The sequence below is a fragment of the Crinalium epipsammum PCC 9333 genome, from assembly GCF_000317495.1.
Lineage (GTDB): Bacteria > Cyanobacteriota > Cyanobacteriia > Cyanobacteriales > PCC-9333 > Crinalium > Crinalium epipsammum.
This window is the reverse complement of the sequence record NC_019753.1, coordinates 372,506-394,595: the sequence shown is the minus strand read 5'-3', so window position 1 is coordinate 394,595 and position 22,090 is coordinate 372,506. Positions and strand designations below refer to the sequence as shown.

Here is a 22,090-nt window from a genome sequence, read left to right as displayed (position 1 = left end):
TATGTATATCGCTCTCCGAGTTTTCCTATTAATAAAAAGTTTTAAAGAGACGCAATATCAATTGATTGAGGTATTTGTAGTGCAAATTTTGTGCTTTGGTCATCTCGTTGGGATTGCTATTAAAAAATAACTGAGCAATCGCTTTCCAGGTAACAGTTACAGAATTTAGAAATTGTAAAATTTTTCGGAGAGTGACAGAAGGGGATATTGCTATATATCTTTTTAGTTTTTCCTGCGTATAATGAAAAATGAATGATAATTTTTCACTGGCATTTATAAAATTACCAGCTTATATTTATGGGCATGTCGTTGCAAAATGAGTTTTTGTTCATTATAGAAACATTAAAATATTTAATAATTTATACCTTTGAAGATTTCTGGTAAATCCACTTTCACGGGATGCCCAAATCCCTTTGGTTTAGGTAAAAGAGGCTGAATAATTAACCATTCGGCATCGCTTAAATCTCTTGAATAATTTTTAAGGACTCTACCAATCTTATTCTCAACGTTCCAGCTTACAACAGGTCTTCCTTTATCCATCACCATTTCTTCACAGTCATAGGCGACAATTTCACTACTGCCACAGGAGCCGCACATTGGCACTTTCTGTGTTTCTGGCTGTGGTGGTTGAATCTTTATTCTCTGTTTTAGTACACCTTGAAGCTATTAACTGGTACAAGAAGTCATCTTTACAAGGTTATGGAGTCGCATCAAACAATTTAGCTGGAATGTTATTAGCAGGGTGCGATCGCACATCAGCTTCAACTTTTGAAGCTGATAAATTGTTTCGTATTGCTAGAGAGCAAGGTTTTTTACACGCTCCTCAAAGTAGTGACTATTTATAGCTTGATTCGTTGAACTCGTACCAGTGGAAACTGTTGGTATCCACAACTGGCAGCAAATATTAACTAAATATTAACTATCTTCAACTACCTGTCTAAAGAATGATGCTTTAGTATGAGGCTGTTTGAGAAATTGAGGGAATGATTGAATATTAAATTTTATTAAAATAATGAATTCTAATAAATCTACTAAAAAAACAGATACCAAGCCGTTTAGCTCTTATATCTGGCTCGAACTAGCACCTAAGCTACTGAAACGAAAGCTTAGTGTCATCAATAGTAAACTGGCAAGAGTTCATCATAAATACGATACCTACTCCGAACTGTCTCAAAGTTCTCAGTCCCAAAATGACCAATAATTAACCTGACTCAGGCTCCGTCCTAAGATTAACGATGCAATGTCATGTTGATTTATAGATAATAATACTAAAAATAGTTAGGAACATGGGAAACAGTTGGGAATACTTATGAATGGGGTAAAAATAGACCCCGTTTTCCCCTATTTTTAACAACATAATGGGCTATCGCCCATGTTCTAATAATCTTTAGTTAACAATATTACTACTTTTCTACTACATATTGATTCCTTTCCGCCTATCCCCAAAAAAGCTAGGGCGATAGCCCTAACTATCTAGTTATAAGAAGTGAAATAACTGAACTAAATACCAAATTTTATAATTTTCCGTAAACGGCTTTTAGTCTGATGAAGTATAGCGCAGGGTAGCAACGCAACTTACCATTATAAAACTATTTTTATGCAAAAGAAAAACTTATCCTTATTGGGAATTACCACCGTTGCTATTGTTGTCAAGATCTTTAATTATTGGACGGGCAATACTCTTTTGCACGCAGCAGCAAGAAGTGGCAAAAAGGAAACGCTCAAATTGCTGCTAGCTCATGGTGCAAATCCCAAAGCTAAGAATACTGAGGGCAAAACACCACGGGAAACAACATCTAATCAAGATATTCAAGCACTCCTTAAGCGTCACAGTGATACTAAGTAAAACTGTGATGTAACTTTTAGCAAATTTATAAAATACCTAATTATTGCCATCTACCTTTATATGCGAGAAAGAAGACAACCTACTCAACGAAGCGAAATTTTTTGGTATTTAGTAAGGGTATGGCTCATCTATCTTCCTTGGGGATGGTTGCTTGCAGTTCTATCCGCACCTTCCTGGGTAATAGTAATTTTTATTTTCCTGATCTGGTCAACTACAGACTTAAATCCAGTCGAAAATAGAATTTTCAACCTTCAACCCACCGGAGTCTGCGGTGGTTTTTTAAAATTGTTAATAGAGTTACTCTTAATGATAACTATAATAATATTTATTGTAGGAATTAGATTATTACCTATTGGAATTTGGATTCTTGTGCCAACGGCTACATTGATTAGTTGTACTATTTTCTGCCTGTTTCCACTTGCTCTTTCTAGAATTGTTCCAAGAATATCGGCAATTATTTTGCGACAGTCCTGGTTAATTTCAATTATACTAATGTACTATTGGATTTTTAATTCGCCGAGATTGTTTCAAAATTTAGCTTTGTTTTTACCCCCTGTTGATATTACTTTTGCTTTATTTCCTGCCTGGTTAAGCAGTCTAGTTTGTATCACTTTTCCAGCGCACAAAACTTTACTACAAGCTATTTCTCCATCCCAAGCTGCTGTTGTTCTTACATTTATTGGAGTTGCAGGAATTTGGTCTGGATGGTTTGTGGAAAAATTTATTTTTTGATTAATAATGCGTTCTGCGGTCGTGTTTCATAGATATCTGCAAAAATCCCAACGATAATTAAAGTCAAACATTCTCTACCTCCAGAATCTATAATTTTAATTAAGAGCGAAAAAACTGGTGTAAGTTCCTTTTTCAATTTTCACTATTAATAAATATTAGTAAATATCTAGCACAAAGCACCACTAGCGCGGTGCTTATCGAAAAGTACTATCCTTGCTGCATATTGTATTTACTGTTGTACCTTGTACCGAACTTAATAACTGTTTTAACTGCACTGCTACACCCTGTACTGCACTTGTCCTATTATCAATTGCTGGTAAAAGCTTGATAAATCGTGGAGACTACGCGTACTCCATCATGGCGATCACAAGCGATCAGGTCTTCATAAAAAAGGGTAGGGGGTGGAACAAGATAAAAGTAAGGTAGGTCAAAGACTTTAAAAGTTATGGAAATTGAATCAGGGTCAACCCTCGCCATCTCAAAAAGTCACTTGTCTAACTGACCACTATTAAATACCTACTTTTAACCAAAAACTCAGATTTAAAAGAACTGAGTGGTAGACGCATACAGAAAGTGGTAACTACTCACCTCACGAGTTGAGGTAGTCAGGAAATACTGAAATCAATCGAGTTCAGTTATTCCCCAAAAAAAATGAAACTTACAGACGCTACTAATAATACCTTCTCTTCTATCGTTAATTCTGTTAAATCCATTGTTACTAAACTACCTCTTAAAGTTGTTGTCGCTTCAGCATTATTACTCGGCGTAACTGGCAGTATGGTGATGGATAGCTTCGTACTTACTGCACCAAGCTATGCCAAGACTGCTTCTAAAAAGCGCGTTGCAACTAAAAAGCGAGTTACAGCCAAGAAGCGCGTTACAGCTAAAAAACCCGTTGTAGCTAAGAAACCAACTGTTAAACCCATTGCTGTCAACCCCATCAATCTCCCACCAGTTCCTAAAACCAATAACGATTCACCAGTTACCACACCCAGACCTGCGGGTTCTTCCTTGTTTGGTCAACAAGAAGTTACTCAGAATCAATTTATCCTTACGGCTGCACCTTTAAGTGGAAATCGTTATCAACTGGTGATTTTGCAGCAATTATCTAATAAAAGAGCGTGTTGGGCTGAAAGTGCCAGTTCAGTTAAGCCATTATTATTAGACTTTGACTTTACAGGCATTTGTGGACGATTTACTGATAGTAACGGTTATTCAATGCGGCAAGCAGGTGTTGATTTAGGGGCGCAGTATAATTTCGATGTTGTACAACGTGGTAATCAACTGGTGTTGCTAGGCACGAAATCAAGAGATTTTTCTGCTCAACCGATTGAACTTGGCAGAAGCAATGGTATTGGTCAAGGATTCACTAAAATCAATTTAGATTCTAATTGGCGGTTAGCAAAACGTACTTACAACGGTAAAGCTTTAGGACACATTTATCTCACCACTGATTCTGTAGCAAGTAGATAATTGATAGTAAAAGAGTGAATTTTTTATTATGGTCAATTCAGTATCCTACCCCGATCTTTTAAGGGTGGGATTTTCCAATTTTTTGTTGTGCGATGGTAATACTGTAAGAAGAGTGTAAAATTAACCTTCCTTCCGCCTGTCCCATACAAAGCTCTTGGCGACCGCCCTAACTCTTGGTTTGTCAGAAGTGAGAGAAGTGAACTGCATCCCCAAATTTATAAGTTTGCGTAAACTGCTTTTAGTCTGATGAAGTATACCGTAGAGTAACAACTTACCCGTGCCAAGCTGCTGTAACTGAAGTTATTTTAACAAAATTTATTAAGTAAGGATAATGATCAACATATTGCTTTCAAGTAGATTGAAATATCCAAAAATATTTATATTCCTCTTCATTTTAGGATTGAATGGCGCGTGTGGTCAGCTATCAATGCCAGCATCAGCTAGTACTAACGAGCCGCAAATTGTCAGTTCAACAGTTAGTGAAAATATCGCTCCCAAAACGCTGTTTCCTATTGTGCAGGACGATAAGTGGGGTCTGATTGACAAGTCAGGGCAGGTAGTTGTTGAACCGAGGTTTGATTATATTGGTGACTTCAAGGAAGGACTGGCAACAATAAAGGTTGGCAATAAGTATGGCTACATCAACAAATCAGGGCAGGTAATCGGCAAACCGATGTTTGATGGCGTGGAGAACTTTTCCCAAGGGCTGGCACCAATAAAAGTTGGCTATAAGTACGGGTTTATTGGCAAGACGGGGCAAATAGTTATTCAACCGACTTTTGGTGGTGCTAGAGAATTCAAAGAAGGGTTGGCAGCAATAAAGGTTAACGGTAAGTTTGGCTATATCAATAAGTTAGGGAAAATTGTCATCAAACCGACTTTTGATGATGCTAGGGAATTTGAGTCAGGGCTGGCAACAATAAAGGTTGGCAATAAGTATGGCTACATCAACAAATCAGGGCAGGTAGTCGGCAAACCGATGTTTGAAGGTGCTGGTTACTTTAATGAAGGGCTAAGAGCGATACGAATTGGCTATAAGTATGGCTTTATCAACAACTCAGGGCAAATTGTCATTAAACCGACTTTTAGCGACGTTTATTTCTTCAATGAAGGACTGGCACGAATAAAGGTTAACGGTGTGTACGGCTTTATCAACAAATTAGGGCAAGTAGTTATCAAACCGACTTTTCGTGATGTTAGGGAATTCCACGAAGGGCTGGCAGTAATACAGGAAGGCGATAAGTACAGCTTTATTAACAAGTTAGGACAAGTAGTTATCACACCGACTCTGGGTAGGGCTTTCAACTTCAAGGACGGACTAGCACGAATAATAGTTGGCTCTAAGTGGGGCTTTATAGATAAGACAGGGCAAATTGTGATCAAGCCGACTTTCGATTCGGTTGAAGACTTTAAGGACGGGCTAGCACAAATAAAAGTTGGTTCTGAGTCGGGCTATATAGATAAGACAGGCAGGGTAGTTTGGCAGTCTAACAAAATTATTTTGGCTACTTTAAACGAACCGTTTCAAATAAAAAGAAAACAGTCCGCTATTTTAGAATCTGAGCAGTTGCAAATAGAAGTTATAAGCGTACAAAATTCTTTATGCCCCCCGAAATTCCAGTGTATCAGGGAAGGAGAATTAATAATTTTAGTCAAGATTATGAAAGATGGTCAAGAATTGGAAAATGTTACTTTAGTACTTTATTCGTTAAGTATCCAGAGGGGAGAGAATTCAAAAACTTTTGGTGGTAAATATACTATCAGCTTGGTAGAGGTTCAGGGTAACGACACTTTCACACTTGTTGTTTCTAAAAACAATAAGTGATGTCAAGTCAACAAGTATAGCCTTCACCTCATCCAAGATTTGACTTATTCAGTTTCTTGAATACAAACTCAAAATTAACGCACTCTTTACTGCAAAGAGTGATGTGCGTTATTCGCACATATCCTATCTGCAACCGCTCATAAGAGCAAACTATAAAACTAATAGAGATGAAATCTACAATCAAAGCCGTATTGTTGTCAGTATTGACGAGTTGGGCTCTCGCACCACAGACACTTGCACAACAGATGAGAAGTAGCACGATTAGCGCCAAGCCCAACTCCTCTAAAACCCTACCCCTGAAGACAGCCCCTACAAAAACCTGGTCAAATCCAAAGCTACGAATCTCTTTGCCGACGACTGCCACCAAATTCAAATTTAGTAAAGATGGCAAAACGCTATTAACTAATGGAGCTAATCAGCAATCTGCGGAACTGTGGGACTTGACGAGTGGCAAACGGATTTCAGCTTTCCCAGCCCAACCAGGTTTTACCTTCTGTGATGTCGCGCTCAGTCCTGATGGGCAATTTGCGGCTGGTCTGATGTATTCAGGCTCTGCTCCAACGTCAACTAAGCGTAATATCGAACTTTTAGCCCACATTCCGCACTTCAACTTGTAACTTTTGAAATTACACAAAGCTAGAAGGATGAAGCAATCAGGTTAGCAATTATAAAAATGAAAAATACAAATTTTGGCAAAAAGAAAGTTAGAGCTTTTTCGTTTCCTAAAAAAGCTAACTGTAAAAGTTAAAATATTTAAGATTAATTGTCTCTCAATATTGATTGAGTGTTGTTCCAATTAAATACTTATGAACTAAAATAATATTTTTGACAATGAGCAGGGAGAAACTGCAAAAATAGCTGGCGTTCTTTAGTTAAATTAATAATTTGTTTAACGCCTTGAAGAACTAGAACATGAATACCTTGAAAACATTGAAATATCCATCTTAATGTAGGATTATTTGTTAATTTACCTAACTGATTTTTGACTTTTGTTTTTGAAGAGAGCAAACTTAAACGTAATTGTCTTTGCCCAATGCTATAAACTAAGAGACATAATCCCATCAGCATCATCATTGTCTCGACTCTTTCAGGATTTTTGACAAAGAGACTATCCGCGAAGAATAAAGGATCTTTGATAAATCTAAAACCTCGCTCACAGGATTGTTGTTGTTTATAGACACTCAGAATTTCGGATGTGCTTAACTGTTTGTCATCCAGACAGTTTGTAGCTAAAATAAATCTACCTGCTTGTTGCTTATAACTGACAATATAGTCAAAATTTTGAGTTAGTTCAGCCTGAATTTTGTAAATTGTTTTACCTAGTTTGTTACAGGCTTTAAGAATTTTAAATTTTTCAATTTGATAATATTTAAACTGTTGATTAAATTCTTGGTATTTTAATTTCGCTTCTCCAGTTTGACTAAATTCTACCTTGAGTAATTTAGCCACTTCTGTCGCTGCACTTTTTGCTTCTTGTTCAATCTGGCGGTTCAGCTTGTCTAAATCGGATTTTTTTCTTTCAGCACTTTCTACGATTAACCATCTTTGCTCTATCCCTCCATAGCTAACTTTTTGCTCACAATAGCTATATCCTTCCTGTGAGCTTTTTTCTAATTGTGAACTGGTGACACTTTGAACTAAACTTTTAGCTAGCTTTAGAGAAAAAGGTACTCGGCTTATCCATTTCAAGTTGGCAATTAACTTTAAGTTATTTTGACTGTACAAGGCACTATCACATACCATAATACTTTCAAAATCTATTTGTTTTTTAAACTCCAATAAAATTTTGCCAAACACTGCTTTATCTGATTCATTGCCATCTCCTGCTCGAAAAAATAAAGGTACATCTCCATCACTACTTACTATTAAATCCATTACGCATTGTTTTAAATCTGGTCTATGGTCACGCGAGTATCCTTGAGTTATGTAAATCGGGTTCTCTTTAATTATTCCTTTTTCTTTTTTTGGATTATCGGCTTGATATTCTCCATGTAAATGTAGTGAAGTAGAATCTAAATGCGAATATTTAGTCGTTATTTGATATTTTTTAATGGTATCTAAAGCAATCAATAAGAATAGTTCACTTAATCCCACTCGATATAATTTATCCATTGTTCTGCCCAATTTATCATCATTTAAATCTTCTGCTTTGATTTCCTTCCCTAGTAAATGTTCTATAGCTTTATCTTCAAAAAACTGTGAAAATAGATATAAAGGTCTAGACACAAAACCAAGACCATTTAAAATAATTGCTTTAACTACCTGACCTGTACTTATTTTTTCCCTACTATCAACTCCCACTATTTTATTAATTTTTTCAACTAGCCCTAAGTCATCAACTATTCCGGCTACTATTCCCAAATGATCTATATTTTTAATTTCAATTTCTTCTTTTTGAAGCATCATTTTTTCAGTAGTTTTTTTGGATTTAGTTTTTATTCTGGCATTTAATCACCTTTGTGTTCCTTTTCTTAAGTATTTTTTACTATTTCTTTAAGTATTTATACTCAAAACGGTATAAGCATCTTTTGCTTTAATTATGTAATCCTATGTATTACAAAATGAAGTGCGGAATGTGGGTTTTAGTTTGGAATCTCAAGACCCGGCAATCACGTTGGGTAAGACCCATTCAAAATCACGCGATTCAAACCACTGACACCCCATTTTGTCAGGTTGAGTTCAGTCCGAATAGTCGCCTCCTCGCCACGAGCCTTCCCAGCCCTTCTAACAAGTTGCAATCAGGAGTCCGCATTTGGAATGTACTAGAAGGAACGTTGCAACAAGTTATTCCAATGGCAGTCGTACCATACATTAATCCCAACAAACCTCACTTTGCATTTAGCCCAGACAGTTCTGTGTTAGGGTTCGTCACTTTAGTTAAGGGCTATTCTCAACTGCATTTGTGGAATCTTTCTGCCCGAAAACTGCAAGCTCAACTACAAGCTCGACTACAAGCGGTAGATGTAGATAATTTGGTGTCAATTGAGGATTTTGTTTTCAGTCCCAATCAGCAAGACGTAATGGCATTGGCATTTTCGTTCGATGGACTAAAGTTTAGCTATATTTATCGTTGGCAGATAAAAACGGGAAAGTTACAACAAAATTGGCAAAAATCGCGGTTTACCCTTGATCGTACCGATAGTATTTTGGCACTGAGTCCCGACTCTCAAACCTTTGTCTATGGAGGAGAGGTGGGTGGATACAACATCAGTAATTTTTCAACCACCTACAAACGGTTTCCGTTTCCTCAAGCTCTTAGCCCAACAAGTGGGTCAACGAGGGTGGTTTTTAGCCCTGATGGTCAACAGATGGCGATTGAGAGCAATGGTCAGACTATAAATATCATTCATTAAGTTAGGTTTTTCAAATAACGGACAATATTTATTTAGACTCTCTAACTGGGTTCACAGTGCATTCATTAGGAAAACTATACGCGCTTTTAATTGGTATTAAAGACAAGTAGCGTGAAGATACGTTAATTTAACTTTGTACTCGGATGAAGTATACCGCCGGGTAGCAACGCAACTTACCCGTATAAAACCATCATTCTGTTGCTAAGAGAAGGGCGGTAATACTGAAAACTGTCTAAAAGTTGAGATAAAATTAGCTGATTCTCCCCATCATTTTTTAAAACAAAGTTAGGGCTATCGCCCTAACAATCGGGGTATAAAAAGTAAAATAAATGGACTAAGCGATAATGAACAAGTTAAGATTGGTATTCTTGTCCATTCTAATTCTTCTATCTGGTTGCTTTCCTGCTGTCCGCACTACTACCGAAGGGAAAATCACCTTCAACAACAGCAGTCCAGAACCTCTCAGTACGCAAGTCTTTAACAACGATTTGGGTACAGGGAAAACTGATAATCGAATTGTTGTTGAACTGACAGTTGATAAAAGCTTGTTGTGGTCTGGGGATCAGTTTCGGACGGTTATCATCTCTGGTAGCAACGCGAATTGTTTTGCGAGAGACTATATTCGTGGAAAACTGACCAGTGAACTTCGAGGATACTGCAACTTTTCATCTGGCTCCTTCGAGGAGGTTGTCAATGGCAAGAAAATAGCGCAAACGATCAAAGTTGACTTTGATCCAACCGTCAAAGAAGGCGAGAAGGAAAGGGCAAATCGGGAAATTTTAGCCCGTTAGAGAGGTTACGAATAGAAACGTACATCAGGCAATAGCAGCACAACAATCTTGTTATACGTTTTTCCCAGCAAAGTTATACAAAAATCTCTTACTGTTCTGGCAGATCATATATATTCGTTCAGTAAAAAATACATTAAAAGTGTTTTACTTATTAACGGTTAATTGAAGATAAAAGCCCAAAAAGTAGTACTAAAAATGCTCCTATGACAAGCCGTTTAAATTAATAGTAATTGAACTACCTATAGAACTGCAAAAACTACATTACAAACATCAAACCCTATATGTTGTATGTAATGCAAGCCATTTTAGTAGGTTATTGTTATTAAATATTAATTTTAAGACGGACTCAGCATTGAGCAAAATAGGTTCGTGCTAAGTGGTTTGACTAATAAGTAATCAAGAATGATTCTAGCCATTAATTACTTAGGTAAGAGCGAAGCTAGACTGTGCTATCGCACAATTCACAATACCAATTATTAGTTCATTAATGAACTGATATGTCGTAAAGAGTGCATCTTGATTTACTTATGTAGTCGTAGCGAACTGCAAATTTAACATCACGGCGCTCACAAGCTAGAAGGTCTTCATAAAAAATGGGTAGGCGGCGGAACAAGATAAAAGTTAGGCAGGTCAAAGACTTTAATAATAAAAGAGCGATAACTCTCATTAAAGAGTGCTGTATTTATACTTATACTCCCAATCTCAAATTAGCCATTTATCTAACTGACCACTATTAAATTACTACTTTTAACCAAAAAGTCAGGTTTAAAAGAACAGACTGGTAGACGCATATATAAAGTGGTTACTCTTCACACCACTTTTTAAGGTAGTTAGTAAATACTGAAATAAATCGAGTTCAGTGAATCCACAAACAAAAATGAAACTTACCTGCACTACCAAAAATTCTTTACCTTCTATTGTTAATTCTGTTAAATTTATTACTACTAAATTACCTCTTAAAGTTATTGTCGCTTCAGCATTATTAATCGGTGTAACTGGAAGTATGGCTATGGATACCTTCGTACTTACTGCACCAAGCTATGCCAAAACTATTTCTAAAACGAAAGTTCGTACAGCTAAAAAGCGAGTTATAGCCAAGAAACCAGTTATAGCTAAAAAACCAGTTATAACCAAGAAACCAGTTATAACTAAAAAACCAGTTACAGCTATAGATACAGATACACCAGATACACCGAATGCTAAGGATGAAGTTAAATTTAAGGATGCTAAGTTAGAAGCTGCGATTAGGCGGCAAGTAGAAATTCCCGATAGCAAGCGACTAACGCTAGAAGTCCTGCAAGGGATAAAAGTTTTAGATGCCAATAATGCAGAAATAACGTCATTAGAGGGAATTCAAGCACTGCGTAATCTAACTATTCTGAGATTGGATGGCAACAAAATCAGTGATGTGACCCCACTGGCGGGTTTGACTAATCTGAGGAATCTAAGATTGGATCACAGCCAAATCAGTGATGTGAAACCACTAACGGGTTTGACTAATCTGAGCGTTCTGTACTTGAATAAAAACCAAATCAGTGATGTGACCCCACTGGCGGGTTTGATTAATCTGAGGGATCTGAGATTGGATCAAAACCAAATCAGTGATGTGACCCCACTGGCGGGTTTGATTAATCTGAGGGGTCTGGGATTGGATCAAAACCAAATTAGTGATGTAAAACCACTCTTCGGTTTTGTTAATCTAACTACGCTGTACTTGAATGACAACAGTGATGTGACCCCACTCTTCAGTTTGGCTAATCTAACTGTGCTGACCTTGTATGACAACAAAATTAGTGATGTAAAACCACTAACAGCTTTGACTAATCTAACTGTGCTGGAGTTGGATCAAAACCAAATCAGTGATGTGAAACCCCTGGCGAGTTTGGCTAGATTGACTAGGCTGAGCTTGAATGACAACCAAATCAGTGATGTGGAACCACTGGCGGGTTTGGCTAAACTAACTTCGCTGAGATTGAGTCAGAACCAAATCAGTGATGTTAAACCACTAACGGGTTTAACTAATCTGAGCGGTCTGGGATTGAGTGACAACCCAATTTCTAACTGTCAACTATTACCCGAACACTTTCGTCGCACCTGTAGCCAGTGAACTCATATTGGCACTAGGGGAGCGCACTTGCGTGGCAAGCTTCCCGGAGTGCCACAACTTGCATCAAAAGTGCGAACCCGCGCATTCAGCAAGAGCGAAGAGCGCCTAACTAACTCGCAAGGCTAGTAGAGAGTGGTGCTAACTGACCACTATTAAAGTACTACTAATAACCCTCAACTCAGGTTTCAAAGAACAGACTGGTAGCCGCATAGAGAAAGTGGTAACTACCTACATCACTTTCTAAGGTAGTCATAAAATACTGAAATCAATCGAGTTCAATAATTACCAAAAAAAGAATGAAACTTACCTGTTCTACCCAAAATTCTTTATCTTCTATTGTTAATTCTGTTAATTTTATTACTACTAAATTACCTCTCAAAGTTGTCGTCGCTTCAGCATTATTAATCGGTGTAACTGGAAGTATGGTGATGGATTCCTTCGTTCTTACTGCACCCAGCTATGCCCAAACTGTTTCTAAGACCAAAGTTAGTAAAGCCAAAAAGCGAATTATAGCCAAAAAACCAGTTACAACTAGAAAACCAGTTACAACTAAAAAACCAGTTACGACTCAGAGAACCTCATTTAGAGCCTATCCGAAAAATAATTTCAGTGCGATCGTGCAACCGCATTCCTAACAATTTCAAGCTGAAAGCCAGAAGGTATTGCCAGTGTCATGGCTATAAAGGGCATAAAAAGGGTAAAAAAACAACAGTCGGGAATTTTCCCCTTCACTTGCCTGTGTCAAGGCTATATAGTAGAGAGGTAAGTTAAAACATGATCGGATTTGGAAATGTCGAGGTCAGAAACACTTAAAACCAAGGAACCGCCGACTATTTGGTTTGTTAGCGATGCACTGTGGCAACAAATTGCACCCTTATTAAAAATTCCGAAACCTCGCAAAAAACCTGGTTCTCCGAGTGCTGATGATCGACGTATTTTTAATGGTCTAATATATCTAGCCAGAACTGGTAGCCAATGGTGTGCATTACCAGGAGAATATGGGCCAAAATCGACAGCCTATGACCGTTACAGAGAATGGTTGGAATACGAGTGCGATTAAAAAGTATGGGCGACTTTATTACAACAGTACGATCAAGTAATCGGTATTGATTGGCAATGGCAAGCGGCAGATGGATGTATTGTCAAAGCTCCTTTGGGTAAAGTAGGGACAGAGGGTGAAACCGAGGCAACGGGTCGCAATCCTACTGACAGAGGCAAGTGTGGTTGTAAGCGCCACTTGTTAACAGAAGGGAAAGGAGTACCTTTAGCTGTGGTTTTGAGCGGCGCAAATCGCCATGATATGAAAAAGTTAGCTGAGTTGTTAGACGCGATAGTGATTGAACGGCCTGAGCCGCAACAGGTAGAGCAACATTTATGTCTTGACCGGGGCTATGACTATGAGCAGTGCCGTACTCAAGCTCAAAGCAATGGGTACATTGCTCATATTCCCGATACCACTCAACCTGTACCACCACCAAATGATCCAAATCGGCACCCACCTCGACGCTGGGTAGTTGAAGCGGGACATTCTTGGTTCAATCGCTTTCGGCGTTTGCTAATCCGTTGGGATAAAAACGCCGATTGCTATTTGGGGTTTGTACAATTAGCTGCAAGCCTAATCATCGCTCGAAAACTATTTCCACTCTTGGGCTGACTTCTTATTATAGCCATGTTACAGGCAATGTAACTAAACTTTTGGCAGTGTTACAGGCAATTGGAAAGGAAAAATGCCCAAAGGTGGACTCAGAAGTACCAGTTGGAAACCTACTTGGAAGCATGGAGCAACCAAGACTATTCGTGTGCCGATCGCGCTAGCAGAGCAGATTTTACAGATAGCTAAACTACTTGATGAAGGACATAATATTTCCTTAAGTAGCCCTGTCACAGACAATAAGGAACAAATATCCCTGCTTGATGCTCAGACCAAAGCGATCGCAGCATCCGCTCTTTCTACAGCACTCTCTATGAAGCGAATTGCCATGCTCAAAGAATCGAAAAAACACACAAGAGCTAACAATTCCTTGATTGAGCAGTGGCGAGATGAAATAGAAGCACTTCAAAGAGCTATCGAGGTAATAGATTCTTACTAACTAACTGCCTTTATTTCCTTCATAACTTTCCTATTGTGGTCGTGCGATCGCCATTCAATTATTTTTCGGATAGGCTCTAAGTCCCGTTAGTGCAGGTGGAGCGGCGTTAAAGAATATTAAAAACTAAATATCCAGCAGAATCAGGATGAGCTTGAATAGTATTGTTATCGGCTGCCCGCCCCGCATTCTCTGTCTATGATTACTTCAAAAAGCCGATTAACACAAACGTTACGCACTAGCGTTTTTGTGCGGCGATCGCTAACTTTGCTTCTTTGATTTTACGCAAGCGATCCATCACTTCCACAACTTGACCGTGATTAATACCTTGATCGGCATTTAGTATTACTAATGCCTCTTCATTAGGCTTAATTAACTGACGCACTGATGTTTCCAAACTATCTAGCTGAACTGGCTTGCGATTCAGTGCTAATTGCCCTTGCTGGTCAACTGTTACAGTAATTTGACTAGGACGCTGAGATTTAGCCGTCGTTGCCTTGGGCAAATTCACAGAAAGACCTTCCGAACGAGATAGAAACAAGCTAGACATGATAAAAAACGTCAGAATAGCAAATACCACATCGATCATCGGTACGATGTTGATCTGAGATGGTAGTTCTGGTTCATCGGGTAGACGCATAACTACGTTCTCCTTCATAACGACGGCGATAGAGAAGTTCCAAATGTCCGCCATACTCTTGAATTAGAGCTATTTGGCGTTGGTATAAACCCCGAAATGTATTAGAGAACATCAAAATAAAGATAGCCACTACTAAGCCAGAAGCCGTAGATACAAGAGCCTCACTAATCCCAGCACTTACGCCAGCAGTTTTAGTACCACCCACATCACCAAGCTGGAGCGAAGCAAATGAGCTAATCAAACCTAAAACTGTTCCTAAAAGACCTAGTAAAGGCGCAAGGCTAATAATTGTGTCAAATATGTTATTAAAACGTTTTAGCAAAGGAATTTCTGCTTGAGCTTCGCTTTCTAAAGCCAAGCGAAATTCTTCTGGAGTTGCTTCTTCAAGTTCTAATGCTGACAAAAAAATCCGAGCAAGAGGCAAATCAGCATTTTGCTTGAGCTTATTTAAAGTATTGACAACATTGTTACGACGATAAAAATTCAGGGCTTCTCTGACTATGCGCTCTTGTCGGTTATTAATACGCCACCAAAAAGCGACTCGCTCAATAATTAGTGCGAACCCTAGTACCGAAAATGCTAGCAGTGGCCACATGACTATACCACCAGCAACAAAAAGATTAGAAATTCCCATATCCTGTCTCTAGGGCAATTAATAAGGCAAAGTCATTATAGTTTCTGGAGTTATGGACATAACCTCCTGATCTACCAGTTCGCTACAAGGGCAAACATGACTTCTTTACGAAAATAAGCTTAATGACAATGAATGTCAAGCAATCAAAACTGGCAAACCACCAAAATATTTGTTCTATAAAAATTTTTATCCTCACAATCCAATCAGTATAAGCTTTTCAATTTATTTCCCTAGAGGAAATGCCACTAAATAATTGTTGGTTTACACTTGACATTTGTTTCAAGGCATCTTAATTTGACTAAATTAAGTGCAAATTATTTGCAAGAGAACATGGGCGTGTCAACGATTGCTGTAGAGCAGCGAGAAAAAGAAGAGCAGCAGTTGAGATCTTTCCTCACCTACAGCCTCATCGGTTCAGTGGTAACGCATATCAGCTTGTTGATCCTCAGTACATTGTGGGTCAAACCTGCTGAAGTAGCTGCCGAAGAGCCGATAGAGATTGAAATTGTTGACGCGCCCAGTATTGAAGAAACAAAACCGCCTGAAAACACCGAACTTCCAGCTGAAGCCACCGCAGGTGGAGGTTCTGGTGGCTCTGGTGGTGGCTTCGCTGGTGGTTCCGGTGGTGGCGCAGGAGCAAGTGAGATAGAAACAAGTAGTGCCTCTGCACAAGTAGCTCCCAAAAGTGTGAGCGCTGATCCACGCCTATCCTCAATAACTTCAGCACCATTACCGTCAATAGCTCCTCAGCCTGAAGTCCCGCAATTTAAAATACCGGATGTTCCTCCACCGCTATCAACAAGGCAAATTGTCAGTAGCTTACTACCTGCACCACCAGTAGTTCCCCAACTAGATCCCATTCCGACACCTGTTGCTAGTGTGCCGCAGGAACCAGTCAAACCCATACCAGAAGAAACTCCTGCCCCTGACCCAACACCTCTTGCAAGCCTTCCATCAGATGCAATAGCGGAACCAGTCAAACCTACACCTACGCCATCACCTAGCCCAACTCCCACTCCTACTCCATCACCTGTTGTTAATGCTTCTCCACCTGTTCAACCCTCCCAACCTGCAACACCTCGATTCCCAAATTTCGGGTCACTGGCACAAAAAGTTACAAATTTTATTAATCCCAAAAACAATACGCCAACGCTTCCACCACTAGCAGCGAATTCTTTAGTACCATCTAACAATACTGGTGGGGCAAACAATTCTTCAAAAGTTGCTGTGGGTACTAGCAATGCTTTTGGAGCAAATAGAGGTACTGGTAGTGGTACTGGCTCTGGTACAGGCACAGGTAATGGTAACGGCTCTGGTTTTGGTAGTGGTAGTGGTACTGGTAGCGGCTTTGGGACTGGTAGCGGTACGGGTACTGGTGACGGCTCTGGTACTGGTACAAAGGTGGCTACAGGATCAAGAAATATTAATAGAACCCCCCCTGCACCTAGATCGGGGAATACCCGTCCGAACTGCAATCCTTGTACTAAACCAAGACATCCTTCTGGGGCTGAAGAATTAGAAGGCACAGTAGTTGTCAAGATGGATGTTGATAAAGATGGCAATGTCAGCAATATCAATCTTGCTAGCGGTAGTGGTCATAACATCCTCGATCAGACAGCACTGGAAACTGTCAGAAACGAGTGGAAGTTTACAAAATCTGACAACGGAGAAGCGGGGATTAAGAAAAAAATTACCTTTACTTTGGAGGGTTCTAACTACAACCGTACCGCTTTGGAACGTCAACGTTTAGCAGACAAGAAACAAAAGGAACGTCAGCAACAGCAAGAGCGTCAACGCCAAGCTTTGGAATCTCAAGAAAAATTAGATCTTGAACGTCAGCAACGAGAAGCTAATCAGTTAATGCAGCCAGTTCCGGCTGGTATTCCAGACAATAGATTGCCGCTACCAAGTGTGCCATCAACTCCAGCAGCGCCGCCACCAACTCCAGCAGCACCGCTACCAACTCCAGCACCAGTACCATCTATAAGCGTTCCACCTGTACCAGAGCCAAATGAGATGGAACAAGCTCCACCACCAGATCCATCTGCATCTCCTTAGCTAAAGAAGTTAGAGGCAGGGGGGGTAGAGGAGGCAGGGGAAGAGATAAAAATGTTCATTTAAGAACATTTGCACACTAATTCTGTACATACCCAAAATATTGTCTAGTTACTGCCGAAATAAAACAGGCTTTGAAACAGACAAGTTGCTCAGTTAATAGGAAGTTTCTTAATAGTTGGAATTGCTAAATGAAATGATTGCTGTGAAGTTAACCGTAATGAGCTAAGTAGTAACAAGTGAAAAAAGTCGTGTGAAAGTTAAATTTAGGAAAATTTTCTAAGCTTAATGAAAAAAATTGCTAACAAATAAGGATTTTTTTCTTAATAATAAATTGAACAAATTTCAAGGTAGCAATTCAACTGTCGTTAATTTTGGTGTGAGAGATTGGAATCATGCAAAAGCAATTAGTTAATAGTGCTTGGATGGCTGGAGTAGTATCGGTAATAATTGCTCAACCTGTAAGAGCGGATATTGCTCAAATCACTAATGTAAGAGTTAACCCAACTGCTGGGGGTTTAGAAATAATTTTAGAAACAGCAGATCGCTCACGCCCTCAAGTAATTCTGTACAGTTCTAGAGGAGCGTTTGTTGCTGATATCATTGCCCAACTTCGCATTCCCCAAGGAACTGTATATAGCGCAAATAGTTCCTCAACAGGAATTACTTCTGTTACAGTTAGTGCCGTTGATGCCAACACTACTAGATTAACGGTAACTGGCAATGGAGGTATACCAACAGGAGGCGTAAATTCTCAGGGTCAGGGATTAATTTTCAGTTTGACACCTGCAACAGCAGTAAACACGGCTGAAACACAAGTTGCACCGAGTGTAAACCCAGGTATGACTACTTCTGATGCTGATAATGGAACAGCAACTTCAAATGATGATGAAGATGTTGAAGAAATAGTTGTAACGGCTAGTCGTAGACCAGAAGTTTTAAGAAATGTTTCGCGTTCTGTAACTGTAATTCCCCGTGCAGAAATTGAACAACAAACAAATTTATCTAGAAATTTAACTGATGTTCTTGGGAAATTTGTACCAGGTTTAGGTGCGCCAACACAAACTACTGAAACTAATTATCAATCAATGCGTGGTCGTAGCGCGTTAATTTTGATTGATGGCATTCCTCAAAATGCTAATACTTCGACTGCTTTTGCTAACGAACTTAGAACTATAGATCCCAGTGCGATTGAACGGATTGAGGTAGTGCGTGGTGCTAGTGCTACCTATGGGAATGGAGCAACAGGTGGTGTGATTAACATCATTACACGCAGAGCAACTGAGCAAAAGCTGTCTTTTCAGACTGATGTTTCAGTGAATAGTTCTTTAAGCCATTTTGCCGATAGTTTAGGTAACTCGATTACACAATCTTTATCTGGTAAAAGTGGGAATGTTGACTACACTCTAAGTTTGGCGCGTACAGATACGGGTAGCTTTTTTGATGCAAATGGCGATCGCATTCCCAATTGGCGCTCTAACTTAGATAATACGGAAAACTACAATATATTAGGAAAATTGGGAGTTAACTTAGATTCACAGCAACGCCTGCAACTCTCAGCTAATTACTTTAAAGATTCTACCTTTAGTGATTATATTTCAGATACCAGCCTTGATGATAATGGAATATTTCCAGAAAAAGCTCGTGCTATTCGCATTGACGGTCTTCAGTATGTTAATACTAATCTTCCAGGTAATTTAACTAACAACATCAATTTAGATTATTCGCACCAAAATATATTTGGTAGTAGAGTACAAGCACAAGCATACTATCGTACACAGACAACTTTTGATCAATATGGCGACGTAAGTCTTCGTAACCTTTCAAGGACGCAACGCTTTCGAGGACTGGTTCAAGGTGAACTAGAATCAGAAAAATTGGGTGCACGTTTGCAAATAGAAACTCCTTTGTCTCAAGCTATCAACTTGCTATGGGGAGTTGACTACTCTACTGAGGATAATTCTCAAAATTTTAATATTCTCGATAAAGATTTATATACTAATAGTGGCAATAGAATTCTACGTGCCACAGGTGATACTCGCACTTTTACACCTCTGTATAACGTTAATAACATTGGTTTTTTTGCTCAGTTACAAACAAAAATCAATGACAAATTAACTTTGAATGGTGGTGTCCGTAACGAAAATATTGGATTTAGCGTTGACGACTATACCAGCATATTTGGGGCGAATATTAAAGGTGGTTCGCGTAATGTCAGTGCAACTGTTTTTAATGTTGGGACTGCCTATAATGCTACTGATGCGATTAGTGTATTTGCTGACTTTTCCCAAGGTTTTTCAATTCCAGATTTAGGTCGTGTATTACGGAATCCACCTGACAGTTTTGTTGATGCTGGCACTTCTGTTAATTTAACTGAACCACAAAAAGTTAATAGTTATGAAGTAGGTGTACGTGGTAACTGGCGTTCTGTCAAAGCTTCCTTAGCTGCTTTTTATAACAACTCAGATTTAGGTTCAAGGTTAGTAGTAGTTGATCCACAAAGTCCGTTACAGGTAGTTAGAACCCCAGAAAGATTTTATGGTTTGGAAGGAACTGTAGATGTGGAAGTAGGAGGAGGATGGCAAGTAGGCGGAACAGCTACTTTGTCAGAGGGTGAATTTCAGGATGTCGATGATAATGATGGTGATGAAAACACAAAAGAGTATTTAGCTTTTGATGTTTTCCGCGTACAACCAACTAAGCTAACTGCATATTTGGAAAATAAAACTACTTCTAGTTGGAGTAATCGCTTGCAAGTTTTGTATGTAGGTGATCGTAACCGTGCTTTTGAAGACGGAACTCAACCTTTACCAATTAAGGGTTATATGACGGTGGATTATATCAGCAGCATTAAATTAGGTCGGGGTATGCTACAAGTTGGTGTAGAAAACTTGCTGAATAAACAGTACTTTGCTGTGCAATCACAAGACAATGGTGGCTATGATTTTGATTCGGGAAATGCAGCAGCTAGAGGTCGATCTCTCCGAATTGGCTACGCTTTAACTTGGTAGCAATTTTTGTGCCAGGGAAGTAGGGAGGAAGAGAATACATCTAAGATGCTAATTTTCCTTAGCCTACCTAATTACTAATTACTCATAGCTATGTTTTAAAATTATGACTATGAAATTTAGGGAGATTGCATTTAGCCTGCACCAATACTTGGGGCTATTTTTGGGAATATTTTTAGTGATCATAGGAGTGACAGGAAGCTTATTAGTTTTTGGTCACGAAATTGATCACTTGCTCAACCCCAATTTATTTAAAATTTCACCGCAAGGCGAACGAGTACCTATAGAATTAGTACTAAATAATATTCGCCAAGATTATCCAGAACTCAAATTACAAAGTATCACTCTGCCGCAGCAACCTACAGATGTATATGAGTTGCGGATGCTATCTAGTGATAGTGATAGCAGTGCAGTCAATATTTATGCTGACCCTTATAAAGGAGTAATACTAGGCTCTCGCTTAGAAGATGAAGGTTTTTTTAATTTCCTATTTAATTTGCACGTTTACTTGTTAGCTGGCGATACTGGCATGACAATTGTCGGTTTTGTTGGTTTGCTACTGCTGTTAATTAGTGTTAGTGGCATTATTGTTTGGCCTGGTTGGAGAAGATTTAGTCAAGGTTTTTCGATTAAATGGTCAGCTAATTGGCGACGAATTAATTTTGATCTACATAAAGTTGCAGGGATTTTTTCTGTAGTATTTCTGCTTTTAATTGCTTCAACTGGGTCTGCGATCGCATTTTATTCATTTGTTGAGCCAACAGTATATTTGTTGACTCGTACATCACTACCGTCTCCACCAACTTCACAACCTATGGCTGGCATCAAACCTTTATCTGTAGATAAAATATTACAAAAAACAAACAACATTTTACCCAGTGCAAAAACTACTTTTATTTCCCTGCCATCCAGCCCCAGTAAGCCCGTAAAAGTCCGTAAAAAGTTTTTAGATGAAATTCACCCTACTGGTGAAAATTATGTTTATATTGACCAATTTAGTGGCAAAATTTTAAGAATTGAAAGTGTTTTAGATGCACCTTTAGCAGCTAGAACTTTAGGCGCACTTTACCCGCTACATATTGGTAGATATGGTGGTGTGATTTCTAGGATTATTCATATTTTTGTCGGGATATCAACTACAAGTTTATTTTTTACAGGTTTAGGAATGTGGTGGCATCGTCAAAAGCTGAAAGCTAAACACAATAAAATTATCAAGCAAAGTCAAAAAATATTAATTCAGCGCGATCGAGATGGTTATTGGATGAATGAATGGCCTTGGTTTTAACCGTTATAGATATAGCGGTACCTCTGTCAGCTTTTTTCAAAGCCTTTGTTATAGCAACAGCCAAAGCGGTGAAAAAAAACCGTGGTTAACATCTGCGTAAATCTTCATTCTGTTTTACAACGCAGATTAGCCGCAGATAAATACAGATAAACGCAGATGAAGTACAAGAGTTATCGCCTTATGCAAGAGATTTAATTTATCATTCTTGGTAGTTTGTACATAGTATAGAGATCTAATAGGTTGTGTTTCTATAC

General features: G+C 38.8%; 18 protein-coding genes and 2 pseudogenes. 16 read left to right on the top strand and 4 right to left on the bottom strand.

Features of this window, described 5'->3' with window-relative positions:
* Nucleotides 1-354: 354 nt before the first annotated feature.
* Nucleotides 355-540: pseudogene (locus CRI9333_RS28220) on the bottom strand (hypothetical protein); the annotation flags it as partial.
* A gap of 56 nt (nt 541-596) precedes the next feature.
* Between CRI9333_RS28220 and CRI9333_RS01485 the strand changes: the two are divergent.
* The 7 genes from CRI9333_RS01485 to CRI9333_RS01460 all read left to right on the top strand — a co-directional run bounded on the left by CRI9333_RS01485 (nt 597) and on the right by CRI9333_RS01460 (nt 6,493).
* A complete protein-coding gene (locus CRI9333_RS01485) occupies nt 597-845 on the top strand; it encodes a hypothetical protein (RefSeq protein ID WP_041225825.1) in 249 nt (82 codons plus the stop codon).
* Nucleotides 846-1,012: 167 nt separating this feature from the next.
* Nucleotides 1,013-1,201 carry a hypothetical protein gene (locus tag CRI9333_RS26375; RefSeq protein WP_015201430.1) on the top strand — a complete coding sequence of 63 codons (189 nt, stop codon included), beginning with the start codon at nt 1,013-1,015 and terminating at the stop codon, nt 1,199-1,201.
* Between the two features lie 396 nt (nt 1,202-1,597).
* Nucleotides 1,598-1,846: an ankyrin repeat domain-containing protein gene (locus tag CRI9333_RS01480; protein ID WP_015201429.1), complete on the top strand. Its 249-nt coding sequence runs from the start codon at nt 1,598-1,600 to the stop codon at nt 1,844-1,846.
* Between the two features lie 492 nt (nt 1,847-2,338).
* Complete coding sequence (locus CRI9333_RS27165) at nt 2,339-2,578, top strand: hypothetical protein (protein ID WP_198013599.1); 240 nt, start codon at nt 2,339-2,341, stop codon at nt 2,576-2,578.
* Nucleotides 2,579-3,229: 651 nt separating this feature from the next.
* Complete coding sequence (locus tag CRI9333_RS24595; RefSeq protein WP_015201427.1) at nt 3,230-4,051, top strand: DUF3747 domain-containing protein; 822 nt, start codon at nt 3,230-3,232, stop codon at nt 4,049-4,051.
* A gap of 427 nt (nt 4,052-4,478) precedes the next feature.
* Nucleotides 4,479-5,876 (top strand): WG repeat-containing protein, encoded by a 1,398-nt coding sequence (locus tag CRI9333_RS01465; RefSeq protein WP_051035322.1) that lies wholly within the window; start codon nt 4,479-4,481, stop codon nt 5,874-5,876.
* Between the two features lie 167 nt (nt 5,877-6,043).
* Entirely contained in the window at nt 6,044-6,493 is a 450-nt protein-coding gene (locus CRI9333_RS01460) for a hypothetical protein (protein ID WP_015201425.1), read from the top strand.
* Between the two features lie 187 nt (nt 6,494-6,680).
* Here the strand turns inward: CRI9333_RS01460 and CRI9333_RS01455 are convergent, their stop codons facing one another.
* Entirely contained in the window at nt 6,681-8,279 is a 1,599-nt protein-coding gene (locus tag CRI9333_RS01455) for an IS1634 family transposase (RefSeq protein ID WP_041225823.1), read from the bottom strand.
* A 146-nt stretch (nt 8,280-8,425) separates the two neighbouring features.
* Between CRI9333_RS01455 and CRI9333_RS01450 the strand changes: the two genes are divergently transcribed.
* The 6 genes and pseudogenes from CRI9333_RS01450 (at nt 8,426) to CRI9333_RS01425 (ending at nt 14,217) form a co-directional block, all read left to right on the top strand.
* The gene (locus CRI9333_RS01450; protein ID WP_157462223.1) at nt 8,426-9,229 is read left to right on the top strand and encodes a WD40 repeat domain-containing protein; all 804 of its coding nucleotides are present in this window, start codon (nt 8,426-8,428) and stop codon (nt 9,227-9,229) included.
* 344 nt (nt 9,230-9,573) lie between these two features.
* On the top strand, nt 9,574-10,020 hold the full coding sequence (locus tag CRI9333_RS01445; RefSeq protein ID WP_015201422.1) for a hypothetical protein: 447 nt from the start codon (nt 9,574-9,576) through the stop codon (nt 10,018-10,020).
* An 877-nt stretch (nt 10,021-10,897) separates the two neighbouring features.
* Entirely contained in the window at nt 10,898-12,127 is a 1,230-nt protein-coding gene (locus tag CRI9333_RS24590; RefSeq protein ID WP_015201421.1) for a leucine-rich repeat domain-containing protein, read from the top strand.
* Nucleotides 12,128-12,423: 296 nt separating this feature from the next.
* A complete protein-coding gene (locus tag CRI9333_RS26370) occupies nt 12,424-12,762 on the top strand; it encodes a hypothetical protein (protein WP_015201420.1) in 339 nt (112 codons plus the stop codon).
* Between the two features lie 155 nt (nt 12,763-12,917).
* Nucleotides 12,918-13,781, top strand: a pseudogene (locus CRI9333_RS25390) (IS5 family transposase).
* A gap of 73 nt (nt 13,782-13,854) precedes the next feature.
* Nucleotides 13,855-14,217, top strand: a complete 363-nt coding sequence (locus tag CRI9333_RS01425) for a hypothetical protein (protein ID WP_015201419.1) — start codon at nt 13,855-13,857, stop codon at nt 14,215-14,217.
* 235 nt (nt 14,218-14,452) lie between these two features.
* Here the strand turns inward: CRI9333_RS01425 and CRI9333_RS01420 are convergent, their stop codons facing one another.
* Together CRI9333_RS01420 and CRI9333_RS01415 are read right to left on the bottom strand one after the other, a co-directional pair.
* A complete protein-coding gene (locus CRI9333_RS01420) occupies nt 14,453-14,854 on the bottom strand; it encodes an ExbD/TolR family protein (protein WP_015201418.1) in 402 nt (133 codons plus the stop codon).
* Complete coding sequence (locus CRI9333_RS01415; protein WP_015201417.1) at nt 14,838-15,488, bottom strand: MotA/TolQ/ExbB proton channel family protein; 651 nt, start codon at nt 15,486-15,488, stop codon at nt 14,838-14,840. The genes CRI9333_RS01420 and CRI9333_RS01415 overlap by 17 nt, the downstream gene beginning before the upstream one ends.
* Nucleotides 15,489-15,818: 330 nt before the next feature.
* Between CRI9333_RS01415 and CRI9333_RS01410 the strand changes: the two genes are divergently transcribed.
* From CRI9333_RS01410 to CRI9333_RS01400, 3 genes are all read left to right on the top strand, one after another.
* Entirely contained in the window at nt 15,819-17,546 is a 1,728-nt protein-coding gene (locus CRI9333_RS01410; protein WP_015201416.1) for an energy transducer TonB, read from the top strand.
* Nucleotides 17,547-17,938: 392 nt separating this feature from the next.
* Nucleotides 17,939-20,554: a TonB-dependent receptor domain-containing protein gene (locus CRI9333_RS01405; RefSeq protein ID WP_015201415.1), complete on the top strand. Its 2,616-nt coding sequence runs from the start codon at nt 17,939-17,941 to the stop codon at nt 20,552-20,554.
* Between the two features lie 103 nt (nt 20,555-20,657).
* Nucleotides 20,658-21,836, top strand: a complete 1,179-nt coding sequence (locus tag CRI9333_RS01400) for a PepSY-associated TM helix domain-containing protein (RefSeq protein WP_015201414.1) — start codon at nt 20,658-20,660, stop codon at nt 21,834-21,836.
* Nucleotides 21,837-22,090 lie beyond the last annotated feature (254 nt).

What these genes read in the sequence shown, in the direction of transcription:
- CRI9333_RS26375 (WP_015201430.1), top strand. Translation starts at nt 1,013, where the DNA reads ATGAATTCTAATAAATCTACTAAAAAAACAGATACCAAGCCGTTTAGC.
- CRI9333_RS01480 (WP_015201429.1), top strand. Translation starts at nt 1,598, where the DNA reads ATGCAAAAGAAAAACTTATCCTTATTGGGAATTACCACCGTTGCTATT.
- CRI9333_RS27165 (WP_198013599.1), top strand. Translation starts at nt 2,339, where the DNA reads ATGTACTATTGGATTTTTAATTCGCCGAGATTGTTTCAAAATTTAGCT.
- CRI9333_RS24595 (WP_015201427.1), top strand. Translation starts at nt 3,230, where the DNA reads ATGAAACTTACAGACGCTACTAATAATACCTTCTCTTCTATCGTTAAT.
- CRI9333_RS01465 (WP_051035322.1), top strand. Translation starts at nt 4,479, where the DNA reads ATGCCAGCATCAGCTAGTACTAACGAGCCGCAAATTGTCAGTTCAACA.
- CRI9333_RS01460 (WP_015201425.1), top strand. Translation starts at nt 6,044, where the DNA reads ATGAAATCTACAATCAAAGCCGTATTGTTGTCAGTATTGACGAGTTGG.
- CRI9333_RS01455 (WP_041225823.1), bottom strand. Translation starts at nt 8,279, where the DNA reads ATGCTTCAAAAAGAAGAAATTGAAATTAAAAATATAGATCATTTGGGA.
- CRI9333_RS01450 (WP_157462223.1), top strand. Translation starts at nt 8,426, where the DNA reads ATGTATTACAAAATGAAGTGCGGAATGTGGGTTTTAGTTTGGAATCTC.
- CRI9333_RS01445 (WP_015201422.1), top strand. Translation starts at nt 9,574, where the DNA reads ATGAACAAGTTAAGATTGGTATTCTTGTCCATTCTAATTCTTCTATCT.
- CRI9333_RS24590 (WP_015201421.1), top strand. Translation starts at nt 10,898, where the DNA reads ATGAAACTTACCTGCACTACCAAAAATTCTTTACCTTCTATTGTTAAT.
- CRI9333_RS26370 (WP_015201420.1), top strand. Translation starts at nt 12,424, where the DNA reads ATGAAACTTACCTGTTCTACCCAAAATTCTTTATCTTCTATTGTTAAT.
- CRI9333_RS01425 (WP_015201419.1), top strand. Translation starts at nt 13,855, where the DNA reads ATGCCCAAAGGTGGACTCAGAAGTACCAGTTGGAAACCTACTTGGAAG.
- CRI9333_RS01420 (WP_015201418.1), bottom strand. Translation starts at nt 14,854, where the DNA reads ATGCGTCTACCCGATGAACCAGAACTACCATCTCAGATCAACATCGTA.
- CRI9333_RS01415 (WP_015201417.1), bottom strand. Translation starts at nt 15,488, where the DNA reads ATGGGAATTTCTAATCTTTTTGTTGCTGGTGGTATAGTCATGTGGCCA.
- CRI9333_RS01410 (WP_015201416.1), top strand. Translation starts at nt 15,819, where the DNA reads ATGGGCGTGTCAACGATTGCTGTAGAGCAGCGAGAAAAAGAAGAGCAG.
- CRI9333_RS01405 (WP_015201415.1), top strand. Translation starts at nt 17,939, where the DNA reads ATGCAAAAGCAATTAGTTAATAGTGCTTGGATGGCTGGAGTAGTATCG.
- CRI9333_RS01400 (WP_015201414.1), top strand. Translation starts at nt 20,658, where the DNA reads ATGACTATGAAATTTAGGGAGATTGCATTTAGCCTGCACCAATACTTG.